A 25,071-nucleotide genomic window follows, 5' to 3' on the forward strand; every position below is an offset into this window, starting at 1 on the left:
GAACGCGGGTGACGACTACACGGTGCGGAGCCAGACAGCCGTGTCCTGCGGCAGGCGACCCAGGTCGTCCAAGGGGTCGCTGACGAGCAGGAGTCGGGTGTGCGGGGGGAGGCCGACGGGCGTGCCCGACAGGTTGACCACGCACATCGCGCCGTCCGTGCGGGTGAAGGCGAGGACACCCTCGGGCGCGGGCAGCCAGGCGAGGGGACCGTTGCCGAACGCCGGCCGGAGGCGGATCGCCTCGCGGTAGAGGTTGAGCATGGAGTCGGCGGTCCGCCGCTGACGGTCGACCGCATACGATGTCCAGCCGACCGGCTGCGGCAGCCACGGCTCACCGCGCGAACCGAAGCCCGCGTACGGCGCGTCCTCGACCCAGGGCAGCGGCACCCGGCAGCCGTCGCGGCCGGGGTCGGTGCCGCCGGAGCGGAGGTACATCGGATCCTGTATGCGGTCGACCGGCAGCTCGACCTCGGGCAGTCCCAGCTCCTCCCCCTGGTAGAGGTAGACCACTCCGGGCAGGGCCAGCGACAGCAGCGCCGCCGCCCGGGCGCGCCGGGTGCCCAGCGCGAGGTCGGTCGGGGTGCCGAAGGCCTTGGTGGCGAAGTCGAAGCCAGTGTCGGCGCGGCCGTAGCGGGTGACCGTGCGGGTCACGTCGTGGTTGCAGAGGACCCAGGTGGCGGGCGCGCCGATCGGGGCGTGCTCGGCGAGGGTCTCGTCGATCGAGGTGCGCAGCCGGTCCGGGTCCCAGGGGCAGGACAGGAAGGCGAAGTTGAAGGCGGTGTGCAGTTCGTCGGGGCGCAGATAGCGGGCGAAGCGTTCGGTGTCGGGGAGCCAGACCTCGCCGACGAAGACGGCGCCGTACTCGTCGGCGACGGCCCGCCAGGAGCGGTAGATGTCGTGGAGTTCGTCGCGGTCGACGAAGGGGTTGGGGTCGCGGCCCTCGACGAAGTCGGGCAGTGCGGGGTCCTTGGCGAGGAGTGCCGCCGAGTCGATGCGGACGCCTTCGACCCCGCGCTCGAACCAGAAGCGAAGGATGTCCTCGTGCTCCTGCCGCACCGCCGGGTGGGCCCAGTTGAGGTCGGGCTGCTCGGGGGTGAACAGGTGGAGGTACCAGTCGCCGTCGGGGAGGCGGGTCCACACGGGTTCGGTGGAGCCGGCGAACTGCGACGGCCAGTCGTTGGGCGGGAGTTCACCGTGTGCGCCGCGTCCGGGGCGGAGGTGGAACAGCTCACGCTCGGGGCCGCCGGCGAGGGCGGCACGGAACCACGGGTGCTGGTCGGAGACGTGGTTGGGCACGATGTCGACGATCGTGCGGATCCCCAACTCCCGTGCCTCGGCGATGAGTTTCTCCGCCTCGGCGAGCGATCCGAAGGCCGGGTCGATGGCGCGGTAGTCGGCGACGTCGTAGCCGCCGTCCTTCATCGGTGACAGGTACCAGGGGTTGAACCACAGGGCGTCCACGCCGAGTTCGGCGAGATACGGCAGTCTGGAGCGGACTCCCGCGAGGTCGCCGGTGCCGTCGCCGTCGCCGTCCGCGAAGCTGCGCACGTACACCTGGTAGATGACGGCGGAGCGCCACCAGTCGTCCTGGCTCTGGGCATGGGGGGGCTGTCCCACGGTGCTGGCCTTTCTGTCGGGGGCGTCGAAGGGGGCGGTGTCAGCCCTTCGTGCTGCCCGCGCTGATCCCGGCGATGATGTGCCGCTGGAAGACCAGGAACATCGCGACCATGGGGATGCTCGCGATCACCATCGCGGCGATGAGCACGGTCAATTGGATGTTCTGGGACAGCTGGACGAGTGCCACGCTGATCGGCTGTTTGTCGGTGTCGGAGAAGACCATCAGCGGCCACAGGAAGTCCTGCCAGACGGCGACGAGCGCGAAGATCGAGACGACGCCGAGGACCGGGCGGGACATGGGCAGCACGATGGACCACAGGGTGCGGAGTTTTCCGGCGCCGTCGATCTCGGCGGCTTCCAGGACGTCGCGCGGGAGTTGGTCGAAGAACCGCTTGAGGAGATACAGGTTGAACGCGTTGGCGACGGCGGGGAGCCAGATGCCGAGGGGGTCGTTCAGCAGGCTGGTGTGGATCAGCGGGAGGTCGGCGACGGTCAGGTACTTCGGTACGACCAGGGCCTGCGCCGGGACCATCAGCGTCGCCAGGATGCCGCCGAGGATCACCTTGCCGAAGGCGGGCTTGAGTTTGGACAGGGCGTAGGCGGCGGCCGTGCACAGGACCAGTTGGAAGATCCACGCGCCGGCGGCCTGGACGACCGTGTTCCACAGGTGCTGCGGGAGCTGCATCAGGTCCCAGGCGTCGGTGTAGCCGCTGAGGTGCCAGTGCTCGGGGATGATCGTGGGCGGGGTCCGCGCGATCTCGTCCGGCGACTTCATGGCGCCGGTGACCATCCAGTAGACGGGGAAGAGGAAGGCGAGCGCGAAGAGCACGACGACGCCGGTGAACACCGTCCAGTAGACGGCCTTTCCGCGCGCTCGGGCGAGGGTCGCCGGGGAGAGCAGTGTGCGGGTGGTCACAGGTCGTCCTCTCCGGAGCGGGTCAGCCGCAGATAGGCGGCGGAGAAGACACCGAGCAGCACGAGGAGCATCACGCTGAGCGCGCAGGCGCCGCCGAAGTCGTTGTAGAGGAAGGCGTATTTGTAGATCAGGTAGAGCACGGTGACGGTGGCGTTCTCCGGGCCGCCGCCGGTGATGACGAACGGTTCGGTGAAGACCTGCATCGTGGCGATGATCTGAAGGAGCATCAGCATCAGGATCACGAAGCGGGTCTGAGGGATCGTCACGTACCGGACGCGCTGGAGGAGACTCGCGCCGTCGAGTTCGGCGGCCTCGTACAGGTCGCCGGGGATGGACTGGAGCGCGGCCAGGTAGATCAGGACGGTGCCGCCCATGTTGGCCCAAGTCGCCACGATCACCAGGGAGATGAGGGCGGTGTCGGTGCCGTTGGACCAGTTCGAGGTGGGCAGGTGCAGAAAGCGCAGCGTCTCGTTGGCGAGGCCCGCTCCGGGGTCGTAGAACCATTTCCACAGCAGGGCGGTGACCACCGGCGGGATCATCACGGGGAGGTAGACGACGATCCTGAAGAAGGCCTTCCAGTGCCTCAACTCGTTGAGGACCAGGGCGAGTACGAACGGGATCGCGAAGCCGACGAGGAGGGCCAGCAGGGTGAAGACGAGGGTGTTGCGCCAGGCCGCGGTGAACTCGGGATCGTGCCAGACCTGGGTGAAGTTGTCGGTGCCGACCCACTCGGGCGAGGAGCCGGGCGTGTACTTCTGGAAGGAGATCACGACCGCGCGGATCGCCGGGTACCAGGAGAACAGGGCGAAGCAGATGAGCCCGCCGATGAGGAACGCGTAGGCGCGGGCCTGGTCCAGGAGGCGGCGCCGCCTCCGGCCCCCGGCCGGGGGCGGCGCCTGGACCTGTCGTACCGCCGTCGTCGGGGCGGGACTCCGGGTGGCCGTCCGGGTCATCGGGTCAGCCCCGGGCCAGGATGCCGTCGATCTTTCCGGAGGCGTCCTTGAGGAGTTGGTCGATGTTCGCGTCCTTCTTGGTGAGGACGGCGGAGACGGCTCCGTCGAGGACGGAGTAGATCTGCTGGGCGTCCGGCGGCTCGATCTTCATCTGGAGGGACTGGTTGCCGTCCAGGAAGGCCTGGTAATTCTGCACCGGGACATTGGAGTTGGCCTTCTTGACCTGCTGGTCCTTGGCGTCGGCGGCGCCGGTGAACAGGCGCGGTTCGGGCAGTCCGACGGGTGCGTTGGCCTGCTTGGCGCGGGCGTAGTCGCCGAGGAAGCCGCTGCCCGGGGTGAGGAACATGCTGTCGAGCCACTTGAGTCCGGCGCGGATCTGGGCGGGCGTGTCGTGCTTGTTGAACATGTAGCCGTCGCCGCCGATGAGCGTGCCCTGGCCGCCGGGCATCGGGCCGAGGGCGAGGTCGTCGTAGTTGCCGCCCTTCTCCTTGACCAGGATCGGGATGTTGTCCGGGGCGGAGAGGTACATGCCGAGCTTGCCCGAACCCATCAGCTGCTGCACGTCGTTGATGACGAGGAGCTGCTTGCTGCCCATCGAGTTGTCGGTCCAGCGCATGTCGTGCAGGTTCTGCAGCACGGCGTGGCCCTGGGGTGTGTCGACGGTGGCCTTCTTGCCGTCGGCGCTGACGACGTCACCGCCCTGCGAGTACATCTCGGCGGTGAAGTGCCAACCCCCCTGGTTCTGGGCGCTGTAGTCGGCGTAGCCGACGGTGCCGTTGCCGAGCGCGGCTATCTTCTTCGCGTCGGCCCGGACCTCGGCCCAGGTCGTCGGCGCCTTGTCGGGGTCGAGGCCGGCCTGCTGGAAGAGCTTGCGGTTGTAGATCAGGCCCATCGAGTAGCCGGTGCGCGGGATGCCGTAGATCTTCCCGTCGACGGTGTAGATGTCCCGGAGCTGCTGCTGGATGGTGTCGTAGCTCTTCAACTCCTTGACGTACGGCGTGAGATCGGCGGCCTGGTTGATGTCGACGACGTGCTTGGCGTCGGTGAAGTACGTGTAGAACACGTCCTCCATCTGGCCGCCGGCGAGTTTGGCGTCGAAGGTCTTCGGGTCCTGGCAGGGGAACGCGTCATGGGTGACGACGTCGATGTCGGTGTTCTTCTTCTCGAAGGCCGCGACATCGGAGTCGAAGAACTTGCGGTCGACCTTGGCGCTCTTGGGCGGCTCGCAGTTGACCGTGATGCGTGTCTTGCCGCTCGCCGAGTCGTCGCCGGACCCGCAGGCGGAGGCGGTGAGCGCAAGAGAACAGACGCCGATCGCGGCGAAGGTACGGCGGAACCCGGTGCTTCTCATCGGTGGACCCCTCTGGGCAGGAGCGGTGGGCGCCGCACACTCAAGCACCGCCGACATCCGTCCGCAAGATATCGCGCAGAATCTGTAATTATTCGACAGCGCGGCGACGCTCAGTCGCGCGGGGCTTGCGCGGTGGAACCACGCACTACCAGTTCCGGTTCGAAGAGCAGCTCTTCGGGCGGTACGGCCGTGCCGCCGACCTGTGAGTTCAGCAGCTCCACAGCCGCCCGACCCATGGCTTCGATGGGCTGGCGGACGGTGGTCAGCGGGGGCTCGGTGCAGTTCATGAAGGCGGAGTCGTCGTAACCGACGACAGAAATCTGTGACGGGACGTCAAGTCCCTTGCGGCGGGCGGCCCTTATCGCGCCGAGGGCGAGCGGGTCGCTGGCGCAGATGATGCCCGTGACGCCCCGGTCGATCAGCCGGGAGGCCGCGGCGTGACCGCCCTCGATGGAGAAGATGGCCCGGGCGACGAACTCGTCGGGCAGATCCCCGGAGATGGCCCGGGCGGCGGCCAGCTTCCGCGCGGAGGGCATGTGGTCGGCGGGGCCGAGGACGAGCCCGATGCGCTCGTGACCGAGGGAGGCGAGGTGGCGCCAGGCCTGCTCGACGGCGACCGCGTCGTCGCAGGACACGGCGGGGAAGCCGAGGTGGTCGATGGCCGCATTGACCAGGACGACCGGGATGTTGCGCTCGGCGAGCAGCCGGTAGTGGTCGTGCGGCGCGTCGGCCTGTGCGTAGAGCCCACCGGCGAACACGACGCCGGAGACCTGCTGTTCCAGCAGCAGCGTCACATAGTCGGCCTCGGAGACCCCGCCCTTGGTCTGGGTGCACAGCACCGGGGTGAGGCCGAGTTGGGCGAGCGCGCCGCCGATCACCTCCGCGAAGGCGGGGAAGATGGGGTTCTGCAGCTCGGGCAGTACCAGACCCACGAGCCGCGCGCGTTCGCCGCGCAGTTGGGTGGGCCGCTCGTAGCCGAGCACGTCCAGGGCCGAGAGCACCGCCTGTCGGGTGGGCTCGGAGACTCCGGGTTTGCCGTTGAGCACTCGGCTGACCGTGGCCTCGCTGACCCCGACCTTCTTCGCCACCTCAGCAAGTCGTCGCGTCATGCGCGCAAGAATAGCGCAAGATACGCAAGTGGTTTGCGTTATGGGTGAGTCGGATCGAGCGACCCACGGCTCCCGGCGCCGGTCAGTCGTGCGCGGCCCACAGCCCGCGCACATGCCCCAGATGCCGGGTCATGATCTCACGCACCGCCCGTTTGTCACGGTCCAACAACGCGTCGAGAAGTTCCAAGTGCTCCTGCGCGGAGGCCAGTAGGCGTCCGGCCTCGACCAGCGCGGTCAGCCCGTAGAGCCGCGAGCGCCCGCGCAGATCGCCGACGACCTCGACGAGGTGGGCGTTGCCGGCGAGGGCGAGCAGCCCGAGATGGAAGCGGGTGTCGGCCTCGACATACGCGATGAGGTCACCGGCCACGGCCGCGCCGACGATCTCCCGGGCGGCCGGCCGCAGCGCCTCCAGCGAGACCGGGTCGGCGCTCTCGGCCAGGCCGACCACCGTGGGGATCTCGATCAGCGCGCGGATGTGGGTGTACTCGTCGAGCTGTTTCTCGGAGACCGCGGTGACCCGGAACCCCTTGTTCGGGACGGTGTCGACCAGCCCCTCCTTGGCCAGGTCCAGCATGGCCTCGCGCACCGGCGTCGCCGAGACGCCGAAGCGGGCGGCCAGAGTCGGCGCGGAGTACACCTCGCCCGGCCGCAGCTCCCCCGCGATCATCGCGGCCCGCAGGGCGTCGACGACCCGCTCGCGATAGCTGCTCTTCCTGCCGCCCAGCACGGGCAGGTCCGGAGCGGTGGTGGGCGGGGCGCCGGCTCGCTGGACGGCCATCGAATCTCCTAGTGGTGCAAGGTCACACACGGTGCAATGTCACGCGTGACCGCCGATTATCCCCGGTCTAGAGGATGAATCCGCCCGGGAACGGATCGGTGGGATCGAGCAGGTACTGGGCGGTGCCGGTGATCCAGGCGCGGCCGGTGAAGCTCGGCAGGACGGCGGGGACACCGGCGACCTCGGTGGTGTCCAGGAGCCGCCCGGTGAACTGCGTGCCGATGAAGGACTCGTTCACGAACTCGGTGTGCAACGGGAGTTCGCCGCGCGCGTGGAGTTGCGCCATGCGCGCGCTGGTGCCCGTGCCGCAGGGCGAGCGGTCGAACCAGCCCGGGTGGATCGCCATCGCGTGCCGGGAGTGCCGGGCGGTCGCGCCGGGCGCGTACAGGTGGACGTGATGGCAACCGCGAATGGAGGCGTCCTCGGGGTGGACGGGCTCGTCGCTCTCGTTGATCGCCGCCATGAGGGACAGGCCCGCCTTGATGATGTCGTCCTTGCGGGACCGGTCGAAGGGCAGTCCGAACCGGTCCAGCGGCAGGATGGCGTAGAAATTGCCGCCGTACGCCATGTCGTATGTCACCGTCCGCCCGTCGGCGAGGGTGATCTCGCGGTCCAGGCCGACGGAGAAGGACGGGACGTTCTTGAGGGTGACGTTCTTCGCGGCGCCGTTCTCGACCGCGACCTCGGCGACGACGAGTCCGGCCGGGGTGTCGAGCCGGATCGTGGTGACCGGTTCGACGACCTCGACCATGCCCGTCTCGACGAGCACGGTGGCCACGCCGATCGTGCCGTGCCCGCACATCGGCAGATAGCCGGACACCTCGATGTAGACGACACCCCAGTCGCAGTCGGGGCGGGTGGGCGGCTGGAGGATCGCGCCGCTCATCGCGGAGTGGCCGCGCGGCTCGTTCATCAGGAACTGCCGGATGTGGTCGCGGTGTTCGCGAAAGTACAGCCGGCGCTCGTTCATGGTCGCGCCGGGGATGGTGCCGATGCCGCCGGTGATCACGCGGGTCGGCATGCCCTCGGTGTGCGAGTCGACGGCGTGCAGGACGAGTGTGCTGCGCATGAGGTTCCCTGGTCGATCGATGTCGGTGCGAGGGTATTTACACGAGTCCGGCCGCGACCGCCTTCTCGGTGGCGGCGCGCACGGCGGCCTCCTGCTCGGGCAGCAGCGGGACACGCGGCGGACGCACCGGGCCGCCGTGCCGGCCGACGATGTCCATGGACAGCTTGATGGCCTGCACGAACTCCACCTTGGAGTCCCAGCGCAGCAGCGGGTGCAGTTGCTCGTACAGCTTCTTCGCCGTGGCCAGATCGCCGCCGACGGCCGCGTGGTACAGCTCGACGCTCGCGGCGGGCAGCGCGTTCGGGTAACCGGCCACCCACCCCTTCGCACCCGCGAGCGCCAGCTCCAGCAGGACGTCGTCGGCACCGATCAACAGGTCCAGTTCCGGGGCGAGTTCGGCGAGCTGATAGGCGCGGCGGACATCGCCGGAGAACTCCTTGACGGCGTGGATGTACCCCTCGCCGTGCAGCTTGGCGAGGAGTTCGGGCACGAGGTCGACCTTGGTGTCGATGGGGTTGTTGTACGCCACGATCGGCACCCCCGCCTTCGCGACCTCCGCGTAGTGCGCGAGGACCGAACGTTCGTCGGCGCGATAGGCGTTGGGCGGCAGCAGCATCACGGAGGCGCAGCCGGCGTCGCGGGCCTGCTCGGCCCAGCGGCGGGACTCGGCGGAGCCGTAGGCGGCGACTCCGGGCATCACGCGCGCGCCGCCGATCGCGGCGACGGCCGTCTCGACGACCTTGGCGCGCTCCTCGGGGGTGAGCACCTGGTACTCGCCGAGCGAGCCGTTCGGCACGACACCGTCACACCCGTTGTCGACCAGCCAGGCGCAGTGCTCGGCGAACTTGTCGTGGTCCACTGCCAGTTCGTCGGTCAGCGGGAGCGCGGTGGCGACGAGAACGCCGCGCCAGGGGTGGTTCGGAGTGGTGGTCATCTGGAGTCCCTCTCAATGGGGTGTGACATTTTACTGATGGGCAGGGCGACGGCGGCGCAGGGTGCCGCAGCCGATCAGCCAGGGCGGTCAGTCAGGTAGGGCGGTCAGTCAGGTGATGCGGGTGATCGGCCGTCCTCGGTTCCACCCGCCCGCGCCAGCACCCCGAGCGGAACGGGTCGCGCGAACGGCCGCCGGGACGGGGCGAGTTCGCATCCCGCGAGCCCGGCGACGGCGGGCTCGCACATCCGCCCCTGGCACCAGCCCATCCCGGCCCGCGTCAGCAGCTTCACGGTGCGTACGTCACCGGCGCCGAGCCCGTCCACGGCCTCGCGGATCGCTCCCCCGGTGACCTCCTCACAGCGGCAGACGACGGTGTCGTCGGTGACGAGGTCGGTCCAACGGGCGGGCGGCGCGTACACGGTGTCGAGTGCGGTGAAGAACTCCCGTAGTCCGGTACGGGACTTGGCGGCGGTCGCCCAGGCGCGCGGGTCGGGTTCGATGCCGTGCAGGCGTGCGGCGGCGGAGCGTCCCGCGATGTGGCCCTCGGCCAGCGAGAGGGCCGCGCCGCCGATGCCGGTGGTCTCGCCGGCCGCCCAGACACCGGGGACGTCCGTGCGTTGTTCGTCGTCGACGTGGACGTTGATCCCGTCGAGCCGACAGCCGAGGGTCTCTGCGAGGTCGGTGTGCGGGAGCATGCCGTGGCCGATCGCGAGGGTGTCGCAGGCAATACGGCGTGCGGTGCCGGGCCGGACCCGCCCGCCGGTGTCGAGCGCGGCGACCGTCACCGCCTCCAACCGCTCCTCGCCGTGTGCCTCGACGACGGTGTGCCGGGTGAGCAACTCGACGCGGTGGCGCAGGAGTTGGGCCGCGCACTGGGCGCCCTCCACCACCTTGCCGGGTTGCGCGGCGAGCGCGCGGGTCTGTCGTACGAACGCCTTGGGATCGGCGGACTCGACCAGCGCGGCCACGTCGACACCGGCTGCCGCGAGGCCTGTTGCCACGGGGAGGAGAAGCGGGCCGGTGCCGGCGACCACGGCGGTGCGGCCGGGGACGGCGAGGGAGCCCTTGAGCATGGCCTGGGCGCCGCCCGCGGTGAGGACTCCGGGGAGGGTCCAGCCGGGGAACGGGAGGACCGTCTCGTAGCCGCCGGTGGCGAGGAGGACGGCGTCCGCGCGCACCTCGACCGGGGTCTCCTGTTCGGGGCCGAGGAGGGCGTGCACGGTGAAGTGGTCCGACCCCCGCTCCACGAGCCACACGTGATGGTCCGTCAAGTGCGTTGCTTGGCCTGCCTCCACGTGTCGCGCGAGGGAGTCCCTGAGCCGCTCCCACGTCCGCCACTGATGGTGCAGGGACTGCGGGCGCCGGGCGTTCAGTGCGGCGGCGGGCTGTCGGTAGAACTGGCCGCCCGCCCGCGCCGCCGAGTCGATCAGGGTGACGCGGACGCCGTGTGCCGCGGCGGCGACGGTGGCGGCGAGTCCCGCCGGGCCCGCGCCGATCACGGCGAGGTGCGGTCGGTCAGTCATCGTGGCCCGTCCCCTCCTGCGTACGGATGGCGTCCCCCGGGTGCAAGGGCACCAGGCAAGCCCGTTGGTTCGGGCGGGCGTTGACGACGACGAGGCAGTCGTAGCAGACGCCGATCCCGCAGAAGACGCCGCGCGGACGGCCCTCGCCACGAGTGGTGCGCCAGGACGTCACACCGGCCGCCCACAGTGCGGCGGCGACGGTCTGGCCGGGGAGCGCCTCGATCTCGCGGCCGTCGAGGGTGACCGTGAAGGCGGGGTCCGGGTGGGCCCCGGCGAGGTCCGACGGGGAGCTCATGCGCCCTCCTCCTCGGGGAAGCGGTCGGGCCGGAAGGGCGCCGGGTCGAGGTCCGGGGCCCGGCCGTCCAGCAGTTGGGCGATCAAGTGCCCTGTGCCGGTGGCAAGTCCGATGCCCGCGCCCTCGTGCCCGCAGGCGTGGACGAGGCCGGGGACACGGGGGTCGGGCCCGATGGCGGGCAGGTGATCCGGCAGGTACGGGCGGAAGCCGAGGTAGGAGCGCATCGCGCGGACGTCGGACAGGAACGGGAAGAGGTGCGTCGCGCCCGCCGCCAGCGCCCGGACGACCGGCAGCGAGAACGTCCGGTCGAAGCCGACGCGTTCGCGGCTCGCGCCGATCAGGATCGGTCCCGCCGCCGTGCCCTCGACGACCGGTGAGGTCTGAAGCGCGGCCGAGTCGCTGGCCACGTCGGCCACGTAGTCGGCGGCGTACACCTTGTGACGGACCAGGCGCGGCAGCGGTTCGGTGACGAGGACGAAGCCGCGGCGCGGGAGGACGGGGAGGGTGACTCCGGCGAGGGCGGCGAGTTCGCCGCCCCAGGTGCCGGCGGCGTTGACGACGGCGGGGGCGAGGATGTCGCCCCGGTCGGTGCGGACGCCGTCGACGGTGCCGTCCGCCCTGAGGAGTACGCCCGTCACCGTACGGCCGGTGAGCAGGCGGGCGCCCGAGGCCCGCACGAGGTGGGCGGCGGCGAGGGCCGGCATCACCTGGCAGTCCTGCGGGTAGTACACGCCGCCGGGGAGGCCGGGGGCGAGGTGGGGTTCCAGGTCGTGGAGGGTGTCGGCGTCCACCGGCTCGGCGACGACTCCGGCGGTGCGCTGCTCCTCGGCGAACCGCTCCAGCGCGGCGAGCCCGTCGGGCGTGGCGGCGACGACGAGGCCGCCCTTCGCCTCGTACTCGACGAACTCGCCGAGTTCTTCCGCGAGTTGTGCCCACAGGCGGCCGGAGAGGAGGGCGAGGTCGAGTTCCGGGCCCGGCTCCTTGTCGGAGACGAGGAGGTTGCCCTCGCCGGCGCCGGTCGTGCCGCCCGCGACCGGGCCGCGGTCCACGATGACGACGTCGAGGCCCGCCCGGGCCGCGTAGAGAGCGCAGGCCGCGCCCACCGTTCCGGCTCCGACGACCACGACATCGCAGGTCAGTCGCTTGTTCACGGCAGTACTATGTCACATTACTCTCTGGCTGGGTATGGTGCGACGCGTATGTCACCACCCCCGGAACCACCGCACACGGAAGAGGTGCCCGTCGTGGCCAAGGGCCGAAAGAACGGTCTCTACCGAGGAATCTCCGACGAGTTGTCCGCCCTGATGCGGACCGGCTGGGCCGACACCGAGCGCACGGACCTGGAGCCGACCGAGCAGGCCCCGTACGCGGCCCGCCGCCGGGCCGCGCTGTCCGCGCTCTTCCCGGGCGAGCGCCTGGTCGTGCCGTCCGGGAACCTCCTGATCCGCTCGAACGACAGCCACCACCCGTTCCGCCCGTACTCCGGCTATGTGCATCTGACCGGCGACCAGGCACGCGACGGTGCCCTGGTCCTGGAGCCCCGTCCTGACGGCGGTCACGACGCGCACTGCTACCAACTCCCCCGCGACAGCAGGGACAGCGACGAGTTCTGGGCGGGCTACACCGCCGAACTGTGGATGGGCCGCCGCCGCACACTGGCCGAGTCGGCCCTGGTGCTCGGTCTCCCCTGCCGGGACATCCGGACGATCGCCGAGGACCTGGCGAAGTCCTCCGGGACCCCCACCCGCATCGTTCGCGGTGTCGACCCGGCACTGGACGCGGCGCTCGACACGGACGAGGAACGCGACGACGAGCTGGAGTCGGCCGTCTCGGGACTGCGGCTCGTCAAGGACGACTGGGAGATCGGCGAGATGCGCCGGGCCGTCGACTCGACGGTGCGCGGATTCATCGATGTCGTACGGGAGTTGTCGCAGGCGGTCGCCACCTCGGAGCGCTGGATCGAGGGCACGTTCTTCCGCCGGGCCCGCGTCGAGGGCAACCATGTCGGCTACGGCTCGATCTGCGCCGCCGGTGAGCACGCCACGATCATGCACTGGACCGACAACGACGGCCCGGTCCGCCCCGGTGAACTCCTGCTGCTGGACGCGGGCGTGGAGACGCACAGCCTCTACACCGCCGACGTCACCCGCACCCTCCCGATCAACGGCACCTTCAGCCCGGTCCAACGCAAGGTCTACGACGCGGTGTTCGAGGCCCAGGAGGCCGGCATGGCGGCGGTGAGGCCGGGGGCGAAGTACCGGGACTTCCACGAGGCGGCCCAACGGGCCCTGGCCGCGCGGCTGGTGGAGTGGGGTTTCATCGAGGGGCCGGCCGAGCGGGTCTACGAGCTCGCGCTCCAGCGGCGGTTCACGATGGCGGGCACCGGGCACATGCTCGGGCTCGACGTCCACGACTGCGCCGAGGCGCGGAGCGAGGAGTACGTGGACGGGGTCCTCGAACCGGGCATGGTGCTCACCGTCGAGCCGGGCCTGTATTTCCAGCCGGACGATCTGACGGTCCCGGAGGAGTGGCGGGGCATCGGCGTCCGGATCGAGGACGATCTGCTGGTGACGGCCGACGGCTACGAGAACCTGTCGGCGGGCCTGCCCCGCTCGGCCGACGAAGTCGAGGCGTGGATGCGGGAGTTCGCGGGCTGAGTGGGTTGAGCGGAGTGAGTGGGTCGAAGCGGTCACCGCGCGCGCCGGGGTGACCGGTCGTCAGACACGGCTGGCGGTGGCCGTGTCGGCGGACAGCCGCTGCGCGACGTAGATCGGCAGGACGGAGAGCAGGACGAGCACGGCCGCCACCACGTTGACCACCGGCGCCTGTTGGGGCCGGGTCATGTTGTTGAAGATCCAGATCGGCAGGGTCTCGATGCCGGGCCCGGCGGTGAACGTGGTCACCACGATCTCGTCGAAGGACAGCGCGAACGCGAGCAGTCCGCCCGCGAGGAGCGCCGAGCGCACCAGCGGGAAGGTGACGTCGACGAAGGCGCGGAAGGTGTCGGCGCCCAGGTCCGTCGCGGCTTCCTCGTACGACCCGGAGGTGCGCCTCAGGCGGGCGACGACGTTGTTGAAGACGACGACGATGCAGAAGGTGGCGTGTCCGACGATCACCGTGAACAGGCCGAGGCCCACGCCGAGCGGCTCAAGTACCGTACTGAACGCCGAGTTGAGGGCGATGCCCGTGACGATGCCGGGCAGCGCGATCGGCAGGACGACGACGAAGGAGATGGCGTCGCGGCCGAAGAACCGGTACCGGGCGACCGCGAAGGCGATCAGGGTGCCGAGCACCAGGGCGATGGCCGTGGCGCCGAGTCCGGCCTTCACCGAGACCCAGAGGGCCGCGCGGGCGCCGGAGTTCTGCCAGGCGACGGACCACCAGTGCAGGGTGAGGCTGGACGGCGGCCAGCTCGCGCTGCGGTCGGGGTTGAGGGAGTTGACGAGGACGAGCAGGAGCGGGACGTAGATCACCGCGAAGCCGAACCCGGCGGCCACGCGCAGGGCGATGCGCGCGGAACGGGAGAGCTGCATGACATGTCACCCCCTTCGGAGGCGGTCGAAGGTGTTGTTGCGGGGTTCTACAGGCTGCTGAGCGCGCCCGTGCGGCGCATCGCGAGGAGGTACACGACGATGACGACGACCGGGACGGTGCCGAGGGCGGCGGCCATGGGCAGGTTGAGTTCGATGTTGGAGTAGACGAGGTTGCCGACGAGCTGGGTCTTGCCGCCGACGATCTGCACGGTGATGTAGTCGCCGAGGCTGAGCGAGAAGGTGAAGATCGAGCCGGCGGCGACGGACGGCAGCACCATCGGCAGCACGACCGACCGGAGGGTCCGCCCGGCCCGCGCGCCCAAGTCGGCAGAGGCGTCAAGGAGGTTGGCGGGCAGTTGCTCCAGCGCCGTGTGGATCGGCAGGACCATGTACGGCAGCCAGAGGTACGTGAGCGTGAGGACCGTCGCCGGTAGTCCGAAGCCGGGTCCGCTCAGGCCGAACGGCTTCAACATCCAGTCGGCCAGGCCGCCTTGGGACAGGATGAGCCGCCACGCGTACACCTTGACCAGGTAACTGGCCCACAGCGGCGTGAGGATGGCGACCACCAGCAGCGGGCGCCACTTCGGCCTGGCGACGCGGGCGGTGTAGAAGGCGAGCGGGAACGCGATCACGGCGCACAGGACGGTGACGGCGAGCGCGACGCCGATGCTGCGCAGGATGACCTGCCGGTACACGGGCACCGTGAACAGCTCGTGGAAGTTGTCGGTCGAGAAGACCTTCACCACCTCGGAGGTGAAGGAGTCCGTCGTCCAGAACGCGGAGACGAACAGCACGCTCAGGGAGCCGAGATAGAGCACGGCGAGCCACAGCAGCGGTGCGGTGAGCAGCAGCGAGAGCCGCAGCCGGGGGCGCCGGTACAGCGCCCCCGCGGTCCGGTTCAGCAGGGACACGGCTCAGCCCTTGATCTCGGTCCAGGCCTGGACCCACTTGGCGTACGGCACGCACTTGACGTCGGTGCGGCCGTCGAGGCACTGCTCGATGGGCGTGTTCCAGAAGGCGATGTTCTTCCAGTACGCGGTGTCGGCGGCGTGGTAGGTGGTGCAGAAGTTCTTGTCGGTGGTCTCGGCGCAGGCCTTGGAGTTGGCGGGGGCCTCGCCGAAGTACTCGGCGACCTGGGCGTTGACCTTCGGCGAGACGATCCAATTGAGCCACTGGTAGGCGCAGTTGGGGTGCTTGGCCTTGGCGGAGATCATCCAGGTGTCGGACCAGCCGGTCGACCCTTCCTTGGGTACGAAGGCCTTGATCTTGGCGCCCTCGTCGGCGGTGAGGTTGGCGATGACCTGCCAGGTGGTGCCGACGACGGAGTCGCCGCTCTTGAAGGCGGAGATCTCCTTGAGGTAGTCGCTCCAGTACTCGCCGATGTCCGCGTTCTGCTTCTTCAGCAGGGCGACGGCGGCGTCGAACTGGGTCCGGTCGAGCGCGTAGGGGTCCTTGATCTTCAACTCGGGCTTGGTGGCCTTGAGATAGAGGGCCGCGTCGGCGATGTAGATCGGTGAGTCGTACGCGGTGACATGGCCCTTGTACTTCGAGGCGTCGTCGAAGACCGCGGACCAGGAGGTCGGGGCGGGGGTGACCTTCTGGGTGTTGTACATCAGCAGGTTGGCGCCGCGGCCGTGCGGGATGCCGTAGGCCTTGCCCTTCACCGAGTTCCAGGCCTGGAGCTTCAAGTCCGGGAAGATGTCCTTGTAGTTGGGGACCAGGCTCGTGTTGACGGGGGCGGCGTCGCCGGAGGCTATGAGGCGCAGGGAGGCGTCGCCGGAGGCGGAGACCGCGTCGTACTCGCCGGTCTTCATCAGTTTGACCATCTCGTCGGAGCTGGCGGCGACCTTGGAGTTGACCTGGCAGCCCGTCTGCTTCTCGAAGTCGCTGACCCAGTTCACCTTGGGGTCGTTGGAGCCGTCCTCGACATAGCCGGCCCAGGCGATCAGGTTGACCTCGCCCTCGCTCTTGCCGAGCTTCGACTGGGCTGTGAGGTCAGGGGGGTTGAGGCCGCCACCCGACGAGCCGCTGTCGGAGGAGCCGCAGGCGGTGGCGGCGAGCAGGACGGCGGCACAGGCCGTCACCTGGAGGGTTCGGGTGAGACGCACGGCGTTCTCCATGGGTGGAGGAGATGGGTGAGCGAGCGGATCCGCGAAGGGACGGATGAAGGAGCAGGCGGGGTCAGCAGTCGGCGATCAGCTGGGGTCGGGGACGTGCACCGTGTGGCGCCGGTGCCATTGCAGTAGCACCCGGCTGCCGCGGTAGGCGGCGACGTCCTCGGCGGAGGTCTCCAGGTTCTGCTGGAGCGCGGTGAGCCGGCCGCCCGCGTCGAGGTCGACGAGGAAGCGGGTGGAGTCCCCGAGGTAGACGACCTCGGCGACGGTGCCGGCGGCGCTCTCGTGATCCGGTTCGCCGGGCTCGGCGGAGTTCTTGAGGACGCGGATCTTCTCGGGCCGGATGCTGTAGGTGCCCGCGGTGCCGACGACGCGCTGGGCTGACTCGCCCGCCAGCAGGTTGGAGGTGCCGACGAAGGACGCGACGAACGGGGTCGCGGGGCGTTCGTAGACCTCGGCGGGGGTGCCGACCTGTTCGATGCGGCCCTCGTTGAAGACGGCGATGCGGTCGCTCATCGTCAGGGCCTCCTCCTGGTCGTGGGTGACGAAGACGAAGGTGATGCCCACCTCCCGCTGGAGCGCCTTGAGTTCGACCTGCATCTGCTCGCGCAGTTTCAGGTCGAGGGCGCCGAGCGGTTCGTCGAGGAGCAGCACGCGGGGGCGGCCGACGAGGGCGCGGGCGAGGGCGACGCGTTGCCGCTGGCCGCCGGAGAGTTGGGCGGGGCGGCGGGTGCCGTAGCCCTCGAGTCGCACTTCGGAGAGGGCTTTTCGGGCGCGGACGAGGCGTTCGGCCTTGGGGACCCTGCGGACCTTGAGGCCGTAGGCGACGTTCTGTTCGACGGTCATGTGCGGGAAGAGAGCGTAGTCCTGGAAGACGGTGTGGACGTCCCGTTCGAAGGGGGCGAGGCCGGTGACGTCCTGGCCGGCGAGTTCGACGGTGCCGCCGGTGGGGCTCTCGAAGCCGGCGATCATGCGCAGCACGGTCGTCTTGCCCGAGCCGGACGGGCCGAGCATCGAGAAGAACTCGCCGTCCCCGATCTCCAGGTCGACTCCGGCCACGGCGGTGGTCTCCCCGAACGATTTCCGCAGATCCCGCAGCCGGATCGCAATCCCCTCCATGGGCGGGAACCTTTCTGGTGCTCTGTAACGTTGCACGGAAACATATGAAGTCATAGTTCAAATCTCAAGACCCCCTTAGGGTAAAGCTTGAGTCAACGTGCAAGGTGGTGGCCGTGAACCAGCAGCAGCACATGAACGGCGGTGCCCGAAAGGCCGTCTTCGCCCCGGTCGACAACCGGGCGCGCGTGGACGCCGTCGTCAGCAGGCTCGGGGACGCCATCGAACTCGGACTGCTCGCCGACGGTGAGCAGCTGCCGGGCGAGAGCGAGCTCGCCGGGCAGCTCGGCGTGTCCACGGTGACCCTGCGGGAGGCGCTGATGGCGCTGCGCCAGCAGGGCCTCGTCACCACCCGCCGCGGGCGCGGCGGCGGCAGCTTCGTGTCACTGCCCGAGGTCCCCGGCGAGGAGCGACTGAAGGTCCGGCTGCGCGGCTGGAGCACCGAGGAGCTGCGTGACCTCGGCGACCACTGGGCGGCCCTGTCCGGCACCGCGGCCCGGCTCGCCGCACAGCGCACCGAGCCGGAGGATCTGGTCCAACTCCGGCGCAGCGCCGAGGAGTTGACACACGCACAGGACGCGGCGGCGCGCGGCCGGGTGTACGGCCGGTTCCATGTCGAGCTGGCCGCCGCCGCGCAGTCCGCCCGGCTCACCCGCGAGCAGGTCGCGTTGCAGACGGAGGTCGGCGCACTGCTGTGTCTGGTGCTCGGGAACGACGAATATCGTGAAGAAGCCGCGGCCCGTCACCGCTCCGTAATCTCGGCCGTGCAAGATGGGGCCCACGATTCGGCCAGGGAGTCGGCCGAGCGGTGCGTACAGGAGTCGACGGCGCGGCTGATCGCCGAGCGGCTGGCCCTGTAACCGTCATCGCGTCCGCTCCCCGTCTGCTGGAGGGCACGCATGAGCCTCGCGACGGCAACGCCAGCCACGGCACCCGAGCAGTCCGTCGCGGCCGGGGTCCGCTCGGCTCTGGAGTCCGTCTTCGACGCCGTGGCCGCCACCCGCGCCGACACCACGGCGCTGCTCGCCAAGGTGGCCGCGCAGGGCCGCCGCCCGGCGACCGTCGACCTCGCCGCGCTCCGCCCGGGCCTCCATCTCCGGCTCGCCCGGCACGAGTTGGTGTCCGGCGTCGGTTTCGTAGCCGCGCCGGGACTGCTGGGCGACGTACCGGCCTGGCTGGAGTGGTGGCAGGAGACGGGCGACGGGGGCGTCCGGCCGCTGCTGCTCGATCCCGAGCACTCGGCGTACGCGGACTACACGCACTGGGACTGGTTCGCGCTGCCCCGCGACACCGGGGAGCGGGCGGTGGCCGGGCCGTACGTCGACTACCTCTGCTCGGACGAGTACAGCCTCACGCTGTCCGCGCCGGTCGAGATGGACGGACGGTTCGCCGGAGTGGCCGCGGCGGACGTGTATCTACGACACTTCGAGGCGGCCGTGATGCCGATGCTGCACCAACTCCCGCGCCCGGCACGGCTGGTGAACGCGCGCGGCCGGGTGGCGGCCTCCACCGATCCTCGACACCTGGTCGGTTCGCTGAGCAAGGGACCGGACTTCGCGGAGGCGCTCGCGGCGGGGCGGGCCGGGTTCGCGCAGGGGGCGCGGTTGGTGCCGTGCGACGGGGTGCCGTTGGTGTTGGTGGTCGCGGAGCGGTGACCGAACTCTTCTGCCTGAGTTCCGAGTTGGGGCCCCATGCGTCGAACTCACCTGCCGGAGCGCCGTGTTGAGGCGAGCCGCACGGCTCCCGCGCTCACTCGGCGGCGGAGACCACCCTCAGGTGTCCGGCGCCGCGGCCCGCCCTGCGGACCCTGGGCGGTGGCACGCGGCGGGCCTCGCGCAGGACCAGCGTCAGACGCGTATAGCCCATGTTCTCAAGGGTCTTGGGGGTCTCGCCGACGACCCGGCAGTCGGTGGCGCCCCAGCGCGGGTCGGGGTGCAGCAGCGGGCGGACCGCGCCGTCGTGCTCGACGGCCTCCGCGCCGACCGCGCGGATCCAGTGCGGCAGGCCCTGCCGGTAGGCGGCCTCCATGATCGGGTCCTGGGCGATGTCACGGCGGATCGCCTGGAGGCCGTGGTCGTGTCCGTGGCTCTCCACGGCGGCGGCGAAGTGGGCCAGCATCGGCAGGCACCAACTCGACTCGTGCTGGCCGAGAACGGTGCTCGCGTCGGGGTGGAAGAGCACGAAGCGAAGGAAGTTGTCGCCCGGCATCGCCGTCGGGTGCGGGCCGACCGCCCGGAAAAGTGACTTGAAGGCGCCGTTGGTCAACACCACGTCCCAGCGGTGGTCCATGACGACGGAGGGGAAGGTGACGGCCTCCAACAACGTGGCGTAGTCCAGCAGATACGCCTGGGCCTCGGGACTCTCGGGGACGGGCCGCGGCGCGGACCGCTGCCCACCTGCCTGGTACGCCATCGGGAGGTCACCCCTCTTGCCTATGCGGCCTTCTCGCGGCGCCTTGATCCTGGTGCCCCGACGCGAGCCGTGTCAACTATCGTGGCATTTCATGCTTGTTGACGGCTGAAATTGGCCACAGTTGTGGCGAGACCTGGATGCGAGTTCGAACCAACCGATACCCTCCGGGATGTTCACGGCCACCGTTTGCGAGAAGCCTGTGAGAGACGTTGAGGAGATGTGTCGGTGTCGGATGGCTTCGAGGTACCGGGCACGACGGCGACCGCACTGCTGCCCGCCGTCGTCGACCGCGTCACCGCGCTCGCCGAACGGCTCGACGTGCCGCAGTCCGAGGTCGTCCACATCGGCCGGCTGTCCGTCGCGTGCGGTGTCCCGGAGTCCGTGGTCAGGGCCCTGCTGAGCGGCCGTCCCGCGGGTGAGCCCGATGTGCAGGCCCGGTTCCTGCAACGCCTCGGCCTGCTGCGCCGTACCAGACTCAAGCCCAACGGGCGCAAGTACACCCAGCAGGAGATCGCCGACGGCGCGGGCATGTCCCGCCAGCAGGCGGGCGCGCTCATCAACGGCGACCGGCGACCCACCATGGAGCACTGCGACGCCCTCCAGCGCTTCTTCCGCGTGCACGCCGGGTTCCTCACGGCCGAGGACCCCGAGGCCCTCGCGGGCGCCCTGCAGCGCACCGAGCAGGAGCTGTTGCAGAAGCTCGCCGACCGCGAGCGGGCGGCGGCCGAGGCCGCGGAGGACCCGCTGGAGCGGCTGCTCCAGGACCACGGAGTGCGCGGAATCGCCTGGCGCGCCGCGCAGTTGCCCACCGACCAGCACCGCGACAAGGTCGCCGAGTGGCTGGACATGCTCCTGGAGAGCGTGAAGCGGCCCGAGTCGTGATCCGGGGGAGAACTGTGGGCATCGGCAGGCAGATGCGTCGTCTGTGCGGCGAGTTGGTCGCGGAGCTGGGCCTCGGCGCACCCGCACGCCCGCACGACCTGTACGCAGCGCTGTGCGACGCGATGAGCCGCCGCCGGGGCCGCCCGGTCCAGTTCCGTACGGCCGCCTTCCCGCCCTGCACCGCGAGCGGGCTGTGGCTCGACATGGCCGACCAGGATCTCGTGGTGATCGAGGAACGCACCGCGCCCGACCACCAGTTGGTGATCCTGGGCCACGAGCTGTGGCACATGAAGGCCGGCCACTGCGGACCGCAGGTGGAGGGCGCCGCGGTGGCCGCCCGGCTGCTGGACGGGACCGTCGACGAGGCGGCGCTGCGGGCCACCGTCCTCAGGGTGGCCGCCCGCAGCCGGTTCGAGCGTGCCGACGAGCGGGAGGCCGAGAGCTTCGGTCTGCTGCTCGCGAGCAAATGCCGTACATGGCTGGCCGGTTCGTCGCTCCGGGGGCCCGCGCGGCACGACCATCTGGCCGGGCGCATCGAGGCTTCGCTGGGGTATCCGGGGCCGCGTGGCCAGGAGTTGACGGTCCGTCACCCGTAGAGTCGGGCTAGGTGGCGCTGCGTTCGCTCGCCTCCCGCAGGTCCCGTTCCGTCGCTCCGCCCTGGGCGGTGACGCCGGGGCGGCCCTCGCACAGGAGATCGCGCCAGTGCTCGCGGCTCCAGTGCGCGGGCGAGGTGGTGTGGGTGAACTCCTCGACCAGGGTGAGGAATCGGGCCGGGTCGGTGTGGAACGGGAAGTGTCCCGCGCCCTCGAAGATCTCCAGCCGACTGCCCGGCATCGCCTCGTGGGCGCCGTACGCGTGCCGGACCGGCACCACGCTGTCCCGGTCGCCCCACAGCAGCATGGTCGGCATGCCCTCGGTCAGATAGCAGCGGTCGAGCATGGTCACCACCTGACCGCGCCAGTCGACGACCGCGCGCAGGGTCCGGATGAAGGCGTTGCGGGCGGTCTCGTCGGGCAACGCGTCGACAAGGGTGAGGAGTTCGGGGGCGTCCTGGCCGAGATCGGTGTCGAGAAGCCGCAACAGCCCGACGGTGAGGCCGACTTGGAGGCGCATGCCGGGCAACCGCAGCGCGGACAGGGCGAGATGGGAGCCGGGGAGCGAGACGAGCCGGAGCACCGGATTGACCTCGCGGCCCACACCGCCCGCGCTGACCAGGACGAGGCGTTCGGTGCGCTCGGGGAACTGGTAGGCGAACTGCATCGCCACTCCCCCGCCCAGCGAGTGCCCGAGCAGGGTCGCGGACTCGATGCCGAGCGTGGTGAGCAGATCGCGCACGCCGTTGGCGTAGGCGGCGACCGAGTAGTCGGCGCGCGGTTTGTCGGAGGCGCCGTGCCCGAGGAGATCGGGGGCGATCACCGTGTGGGTGCGGGCGAGATCGGGGATCAGGTCGGCCCAGGTCGCGGAGGAGTCGCCGATGCCGTGGATCAGGACCAGCGCCGGGCCCTCCCCCGCCATCCGGAAGGCACGGCGGTATCCGTGCACGACGCGGTACTGCAGCTCTAGTTCTCCGGCACCCACCGAGCGCAGTCGTGCGGCGCGCGCCGGGCGCCGTGCCGGGACATCCACCACGCACTCGCCTCCCGTTCACCCGACCGCCCACCGGCGGCCGAAAGCCCTTCCTCCCAGCGTAGGGCCGCTGTCCCACCGGGGATTTCGGTGAGGTTTCGCCTCCGCTAAGCGGGCGAACCGGCGCCCGCCGAGGCGGGATTGTCAGTGGCACCCGGCAAGCTGGAGTCGTGCCACCGCCGTGCGGGGGCGCATGACGCCGACCAGGGGAGAGCCGTCCTATGCAGACCGCAGTGATGACCGACCGCGAGCGCGCCGCCGTTCAGGCCTATCTACGGCTGCTGCACACGGTCAGAGCAGCCTTCGACGGCCCACCGGGCGACCCGCGACCGGTCCTGGTCCCACCCTCGGTGCTGGCCGAGGCGGACCAGGCGCTGACGGACGCCGGGCTCGCGGGCAACGAGGAGGCGTTCTTCGGGCTGTTGGAGAGCTGGTGCCCGGAAGGGTGAGGGGGTGTTAGGGGGCAGGTTCAGGGATGCGGGACCGTGACGGCCGTGGCTACGAGTCCGCGGCCGACGGTCCAGCGGCCCTCGAAGACGTCGAGGCGTTCACCGTCGACCACCGGGCCGGGGACGAGGAGGCGGGCGCGGAGCGTGCCGCGTGCCTCCTCGCCTGGGTCGGTGAAGACCTCGATGTCGGCCTCCGAGAAGTCCAGCCACTTGCCCGTGAGGGGGAACCACGCCTTGTAGACGGACTCCTTGGCGCTGAACAGGAGCCGGTCCCAATGCACCGCGGGCCGCTGTGCCGCCATGCGCGCGAGGCGTTCCTGTTCGGCGGGCAGGGCGACGGAGGCGAGGACGCCGTCCGGGAGCGGGGCGTGGGGTTCCGCGTCGATGCCGAGCGAGGCGAGGTCGCCGGCGCGGGCCAGCGCGGCGGCGCGGTAGCCGTCGCAGTGGGTCATGCTGCCGATGACACCGGCGGGCCAGGTCGGCGCGCCGTGGGCGCCGGGCAGGATCGGCTGCGGGGGCACGCCGAGCTTCTCCATGGCGCGCCGCGCACAGGCCCGTACGGCGGCGAACTCGTGCCGGCGCTTGGGCACCGCGCGGGCCACGCGGGCCTCTTCCTCGGGGTACAGCGGGGCGTCCTTCAGCCCCTCGTCACCGTGTGTCTCGACGCTCACCACGGAGTCCGGGAGCAGTTCCTCGATCACCGGTTCCGACCTCCATCGGCAGGATGCGGCGCAGTCGGCCCGGGGGTTCCGGGCGCTTCTGCCACTCGCGGGGGTATCCCACGGACACCTCTTCGAAGCGGACCCCCTCGTGACGGGTGGTCCGCGGGATGTGGAGATGGCCGTAGACCATGGTGTCCACGCGGAATCTGCGGTGCCAGTCGGCGGTCAGCGTGGTGCCGCACCACATGGCGAACTCGGGGTACCAGAGGACTTCCGTGGGGTGCCGGTCCAGGGGGTAGTGGTTGATCAGGACCGTGGGCAGGGTGTCGGGGATCTCGGCGAGCCGGCGTTCGGTCGCGGCGACGCGGGCCCGGCACCAGGCCTCGCGGCTGGGGTAGGGGTCGGGGTGCAGCAGGAACTCGTCGTTGCAGACGATGCCGGTGCCGTGCGCGTACGTGAGTCCCTCGTCCTTGGTGGCGCAGCCGGCCGGGAGGAACGAGTAGTCGTAGAGCAGGAAGAGCGGGGCGACGGCGACCGGGCCGCCGGCGCCCTCCCAGACGGGGTAGGGGTCCTCGGGGGTGAGGACGCCCAACTCCTGGCACAGGGCGACGAGATGGTCGTAGCGGGCGACGCCGCGCAGGGTGACGGGGTCCTTGGGGTGGGTCCACAGTTCGTGGTTGCCGGGGGCCCAGAGGACCTTGCGGAAGCGGCCGGCGAGGAGTTCGAGGACCCAGCGGATGTCGGCCACGGTCTCGGCGATGTCACCAGCGACGATCAGCCAGTCCTCGTCCGTGCCGGGCCGCATGTTCTCGACCAGGACGCGGTTCTCTGCGTACCCGATGTGCAGGTCGCTGATGGCCAGCAGCTGTCCGGCACCGCCGGCAGTCGACTCCACCCTCGCCCCCTCCGCGCACCCGAATGAGGCCACGAGATCACATCCCGCCGTGCCGCGACAAGACGGCGAGGCGGGCGGGGCGGTGGAGCCGGCCGGGGAGGCCGGAAGGGGGCGGCGACGGGAGTTCACGTACCGGGTGGGCACCATCGGGAAATCCGTAACACGGGCGTTGCACGCGGCACCCTTCGAAAGCCGTATGATCGCCCCAACACCACCGCTACGAACGCCCCTTCGCCGAGGGCGGTTTGGTGTACCTCCAACCACCTTGGCCGGGCACGGCCTTGCTCCGCCGTGCCCGCGAAACCGAAAGGACGGCCCTGCATGGTCTCTCGCGTACGCGTCTGGCTCAACCGCACGTACGCGGAGAACGTGTTCTTCATGGATCAGCTGCGGAGAAATCCCAGCGATCGGGCCGTCGAGATCCATGCCACGCACGGCGACGCGGACTCCCCCGTACTGGCCGCGGCCGACACCGCCGACCTCGAGCCCGAGAGCCTGTCCCCGGCCGCCTACGTCGAGTTCGCCCTCGACCAGTGCGCCCGCCGCGGTATCGATGTCTTCGTGCCCCGGCTGCACCAGTCGGAGATCGTCGCGCACCGCGCGGACTTCGAGGCGGTCGGTACGGCGCTGCTGGCACCGACCCCCGAGGCCGTCGCCGTCTTCCACGACAAGGTGATCGCGTACGAGGCCGTCCAGGCGATCGGCGTACCCGTACCGCCGTGGTGGCGGGTACGCACCGCGCCCGAACTCGTTGCGGCCGTCGAGGAGTTGGAGGCCGCCGGACACAAGGCGTGCTTCAAGCCGGCGTCCGGGGCGGGCGGGGTGGGCTTCCGCGTG

Annotated in this window: 25 protein-coding genes and 1 pseudogene; 7 read left to right on the forward strand and 19 right to left on the reverse strand. The window is 70.4% G+C overall.

The annotated features are described in order from the left end of the window. Positions 1–15: 15 nt before the first annotated feature. The 11 genes from JHN63_RS05285 to JHN63_RS05335 form a co-directional block, all read right to left on the reverse strand. Positions 16–1,617 carry an alpha-amylase family glycosyl hydrolase gene (locus JHN63_RS05285; protein WP_200677500.1) on the reverse strand — a complete coding sequence of 534 codons (1,602 nt, stop codon included), beginning with the start codon at positions 1,615–1,617 and terminating at the stop codon, positions 16–18. Positions 1,618–1,657: 40 nt separating this feature from the next. Continuing rightward, positions 1,658–2,533, reverse strand: coding sequence for a carbohydrate ABC transporter permease (locus JHN63_RS05290; protein ID WP_200677501.1), 876 nt, complete (start codon positions 2,531–2,533; stop codon positions 1,658–1,660). Beyond that, positions 2,530–3,486, reverse strand: a complete 957-nt coding sequence (locus JHN63_RS05295) for a carbohydrate ABC transporter permease (protein ID WP_200677502.1) — start codon at positions 3,484–3,486, stop codon at positions 2,530–2,532. The genes JHN63_RS05290 and JHN63_RS05295 overlap by 4 nt, the downstream gene beginning before the upstream one ends. A 4-nt stretch (positions 3,487–3,490) precedes the next feature. After that, the gene (locus JHN63_RS05300) at positions 3,491–4,837 is read right to left on the reverse strand and encodes an ABC transporter substrate-binding protein (RefSeq protein WP_200677503.1); all 1,347 of its coding nucleotides are present in this window, start codon (positions 4,835–4,837) and stop codon (positions 3,491–3,493) included. A gap of 110 nt (positions 4,838–4,947) precedes the next feature. Then, entirely contained in the window at positions 4,948–5,946 is a 999-nt protein-coding gene (locus JHN63_RS05305; protein ID WP_200677504.1) for a LacI family DNA-binding transcriptional regulator, read from the reverse strand. A gap of 82 nt (positions 5,947–6,028) precedes the next feature. After that, positions 6,029–6,724: a GntR family transcriptional regulator gene (locus JHN63_RS05310; RefSeq protein WP_200677505.1), complete on the reverse strand. Its 696-nt coding sequence runs from the start codon at positions 6,722–6,724 to the stop codon at positions 6,029–6,031. 67 nt (positions 6,725–6,791) lie between these two features. Then, positions 6,792–7,793: a proline racemase family protein gene (locus JHN63_RS05315; protein WP_200677506.1), complete on the reverse strand. Its 1,002-nt coding sequence runs from the start codon at positions 7,791–7,793 to the stop codon at positions 6,792–6,794. 37 nt (positions 7,794–7,830) lie between these two features. Further along, positions 7,831–8,727: a dihydrodipicolinate synthase family protein gene (locus JHN63_RS05320; protein ID WP_200677507.1), complete on the reverse strand. Its 897-nt coding sequence runs from the start codon at positions 8,725–8,727 to the stop codon at positions 7,831–7,833. Between the two features lie 104 nt (positions 8,728–8,831). After that, positions 8,832–10,250, reverse strand: a complete 1,419-nt coding sequence (locus JHN63_RS05325) for an NAD(P)/FAD-dependent oxidoreductase (protein WP_200677508.1) — start codon at positions 10,248–10,250, stop codon at positions 8,832–8,834. Next, a complete protein-coding gene (locus tag JHN63_RS05330; RefSeq protein WP_200677509.1) occupies positions 10,243–10,545 on the reverse strand; it encodes a (2Fe-2S)-binding protein in 303 nt (100 codons plus the stop codon). Before JHN63_RS05330 ends, JHN63_RS05325 begins: the two co-directional genes overlap by 8 nt. Next, a complete protein-coding gene (locus JHN63_RS05335) occupies positions 10,542–11,696 on the reverse strand; it encodes an FAD-binding oxidoreductase (RefSeq protein ID WP_200677510.1) in 1,155 nt (384 codons plus the stop codon). The genes JHN63_RS05330 and JHN63_RS05335 overlap by 4 nt, the downstream gene beginning before the upstream one ends. 48 nt (positions 11,697–11,744) lie before the next feature. Here JHN63_RS05335 and JHN63_RS05340 point away from each other — a divergent pair, with 48 nt between their 5' ends. After that, complete coding sequence (locus JHN63_RS05340) at positions 11,745–13,202, forward strand: aminopeptidase P family protein (protein WP_200677511.1); 1,458 nt, start codon at positions 11,745–11,747, stop codon at positions 13,200–13,202. Positions 13,203–13,262: 60 nt separating this feature from the next. On the opposite strand, the gene JHN63_RS05345 is transcribed toward JHN63_RS05340, so the two are convergent. The 4 genes from JHN63_RS05345 to JHN63_RS05360 form a co-directional block, all read right to left on the reverse strand. Continuing rightward, entirely contained in the window at positions 13,263–14,078 is an 816-nt protein-coding gene (locus JHN63_RS05345; RefSeq protein WP_200677512.1) for an ABC transporter permease, read from the reverse strand. A 47-nt stretch (positions 14,079–14,125) separates the two neighbouring features. Further along, the gene (locus JHN63_RS05350; protein ID WP_200677513.1) at positions 14,126–14,989 is read right to left on the reverse strand and encodes an ABC transporter permease; all 864 of its coding nucleotides are present in this window, start codon (positions 14,987–14,989) and stop codon (positions 14,126–14,128) included. Between the two features lie 3 nt (positions 14,990–14,992). After that, positions 14,993–16,186 (reverse strand): ABC transporter substrate-binding protein, encoded by a 1,194-nt coding sequence (locus JHN63_RS05355; protein ID WP_307781821.1) that lies wholly within the window; start codon positions 16,184–16,186, stop codon positions 14,993–14,995. Positions 16,187–16,273: 87 nt separating this feature from the next. After that, on the reverse strand, positions 16,274–17,311 hold the full coding sequence (locus JHN63_RS05360; RefSeq protein ID WP_200677515.1) for an ABC transporter ATP-binding protein: 1,038 nt from the start codon (positions 17,309–17,311) through the stop codon (positions 16,274–16,276). Positions 17,312–17,442: 131 nt separating this feature from the next. Here JHN63_RS05360 and JHN63_RS05365 point away from each other — a divergent pair, with 131 nt between their 5' ends. Together JHN63_RS05365 and JHN63_RS05370 are read left to right on the forward strand one after the other, a co-directional pair. After that, a complete protein-coding gene (locus JHN63_RS05365) occupies positions 17,443–18,168 on the forward strand; it encodes a FadR/GntR family transcriptional regulator (protein ID WP_200677526.1) in 726 nt (241 codons plus the stop codon). A gap of 39 nt (positions 18,169–18,207) precedes the next feature. After that, on the forward strand, positions 18,208–18,963 hold the full coding sequence (locus JHN63_RS05370) for a cache domain-containing protein (protein WP_200677516.1): 756 nt from the start codon (positions 18,208–18,210) through the stop codon (positions 18,961–18,963). 94 nt (positions 18,964–19,057) lie between these two features. Here the strand turns inward: JHN63_RS05370 and JHN63_RS05375 are convergent, their stop codons facing one another. Continuing rightward, a complete protein-coding gene (locus tag JHN63_RS05375) occupies positions 19,058–19,720 on the reverse strand; it encodes a hypothetical protein (protein WP_200677517.1) in 663 nt (220 codons plus the stop codon). Positions 19,721–19,945: 225 nt separating this feature from the next. Between JHN63_RS05375 and JHN63_RS05380 the strand changes: the two genes are divergently transcribed. Both JHN63_RS05380 and JHN63_RS05385 read left to right on the forward strand, forming a co-directional pair. Continuing rightward, complete coding sequence (locus JHN63_RS05380) at positions 19,946–20,602, forward strand: helix-turn-helix transcriptional regulator (protein ID WP_200677518.1); 657 nt, start codon at positions 19,946–19,948, stop codon at positions 20,600–20,602. A gap of 32 nt (positions 20,603–20,634) precedes the next feature. Next, entirely contained in the window at positions 20,635–21,198 is a 564-nt protein-coding gene (locus JHN63_RS05385) for a toxin-antitoxin system, toxin component (RefSeq protein WP_200677527.1), read from the forward strand. Between the two features lie 7 nt (positions 21,199–21,205). On the opposite strand, the gene JHN63_RS05390 is transcribed toward JHN63_RS05385, so the two are convergent. Beyond that, a complete protein-coding gene (locus JHN63_RS05390) occupies positions 21,206–22,231 on the reverse strand; it encodes an alpha/beta fold hydrolase (protein ID WP_200677519.1) in 1,026 nt (341 codons plus the stop codon). 218 nt (positions 22,232–22,449) lie between these two features. On the opposite strand from JHN63_RS05390, the gene JHN63_RS05395 reads away from it, so the two are divergent. After that, complete coding sequence (locus tag JHN63_RS05395; RefSeq protein ID WP_200677520.1) at positions 22,450–22,677, forward strand: hypothetical protein; 228 nt, start codon at positions 22,450–22,452, stop codon at positions 22,675–22,677. 20 nt (positions 22,678–22,697) lie between these two features. Here the strand turns inward: JHN63_RS05395 and JHN63_RS05400 are convergent, their stop codons facing one another. Both JHN63_RS05400 and JHN63_RS05405 read right to left on the reverse strand, forming a co-directional pair. After that, positions 22,698–23,378: a 4'-phosphopantetheinyl transferase superfamily protein gene (locus tag JHN63_RS05400; protein ID WP_200677521.1), complete on the reverse strand. Its 681-nt coding sequence runs from the start codon at positions 23,376–23,378 to the stop codon at positions 22,698–22,700. Beyond that, a complete protein-coding gene (locus JHN63_RS05405; RefSeq protein WP_200677522.1) occupies positions 23,326–24,234 on the reverse strand; it encodes a metallophosphoesterase in 909 nt (302 codons plus the stop codon). The genes JHN63_RS05400 and JHN63_RS05405 overlap by 53 nt, the downstream gene beginning before the upstream one ends. A 321-nt stretch (positions 24,235–24,555) precedes the next feature. Between JHN63_RS05405 and JHN63_RS05410 the strand changes: the two are divergent. Then, positions 24,556–25,071, forward strand: a pseudogene (locus JHN63_RS05410) (ATP-grasp domain protein); the annotation flags it as partial.

It is taken from the genome of Streptomyces sp. MBT65, assembly GCF_016612545.1.
GTDB lineage: Bacteria > Actinomycetota > Actinomycetes > Streptomycetales > Streptomycetaceae > Streptomyces.

What these genes read in the sequence shown, in the direction of transcription:
- JHN63_RS05340 (WP_200677511.1), top strand. Translation starts at nt 11,745, where the DNA reads ATGTCACCACCCCCGGAACCACCGCACACGGAAGAGGTGCCCGTCGTG.
- JHN63_RS05325 (WP_200677508.1), bottom strand. Translation starts at nt 10,250, where the DNA reads ATGACTGACCGACCGCACCTCGCCGTGATCGGCGCGGGCCCGGCGGGA.
- JHN63_RS05365 (WP_200677526.1), top strand. Translation starts at nt 17,443, where the DNA reads ATGAACGGCGGTGCCCGAAAGGCCGTCTTCGCCCCGGTCGACAACCGG.
- JHN63_RS05360 (WP_200677515.1), bottom strand. Translation starts at nt 17,311, where the DNA reads ATGGAGGGGATTGCGATCCGGCTGCGGGATCTGCGGAAATCGTTCGGG.
- JHN63_RS05305 (WP_200677504.1), bottom strand. Translation starts at nt 5,946, where the DNA reads ATGACGCGACGACTTGCTGAGGTGGCGAAGAAGGTCGGGGTCAGCGAG.
- JHN63_RS05330 (WP_200677509.1), bottom strand. Translation starts at nt 10,545, where the DNA reads ATGAGCTCCCCGTCGGACCTCGCCGGGGCCCACCCGGACCCCGCCTTC.
- JHN63_RS05385 (WP_200677527.1), top strand. Translation starts at nt 20,635, where the DNA reads ATGCGTCGTCTGTGCGGCGAGTTGGTCGCGGAGCTGGGCCTCGGCGCA.
- JHN63_RS05345 (WP_200677512.1), bottom strand. Translation starts at nt 14,078, where the DNA reads ATGCAGCTCTCCCGTTCCGCGCGCATCGCCCTGCGCGTGGCCGCCGGG.
- JHN63_RS05300 (WP_200677503.1), bottom strand. Translation starts at nt 4,837, where the DNA reads ATGAGAAGCACCGGGTTCCGCCGTACCTTCGCCGCGATCGGCGTCTGT.
- JHN63_RS05295 (WP_200677502.1), bottom strand. Translation starts at nt 3,486, where the DNA reads ATGACCCGGACGGCCACCCGGAGTCCCGCCCCGACGACGGCGGTACGA.
- JHN63_RS05315 (WP_200677506.1), bottom strand. Translation starts at nt 7,793, where the DNA reads ATGCGCAGCACACTCGTCCTGCACGCCGTCGACTCGCACACCGAGGGC.
- JHN63_RS05310 (WP_200677505.1), bottom strand. Translation starts at nt 6,724, where the DNA reads ATGGCCGTCCAGCGAGCCGGCGCCCCGCCCACCACCGCTCCGGACCTG.
- JHN63_RS05320 (WP_200677507.1), bottom strand. Translation starts at nt 8,727, where the DNA reads ATGACCACCACTCCGAACCACCCCTGGCGCGGCGTTCTCGTCGCCACC.
- JHN63_RS05370 (WP_200677516.1), top strand. Translation starts at nt 18,208, where the DNA reads ATGAGCCTCGCGACGGCAACGCCAGCCACGGCACCCGAGCAGTCCGTC.
- JHN63_RS05395 (WP_200677520.1), top strand. Translation starts at nt 22,450, where the DNA reads ATGCAGACCGCAGTGATGACCGACCGCGAGCGCGCCGCCGTTCAGGCC.
- JHN63_RS05375 (WP_200677517.1), bottom strand. Translation starts at nt 19,720, where the DNA reads ATGGCGTACCAGGCAGGTGGGCAGCGGTCCGCGCCGCGGCCCGTCCCC.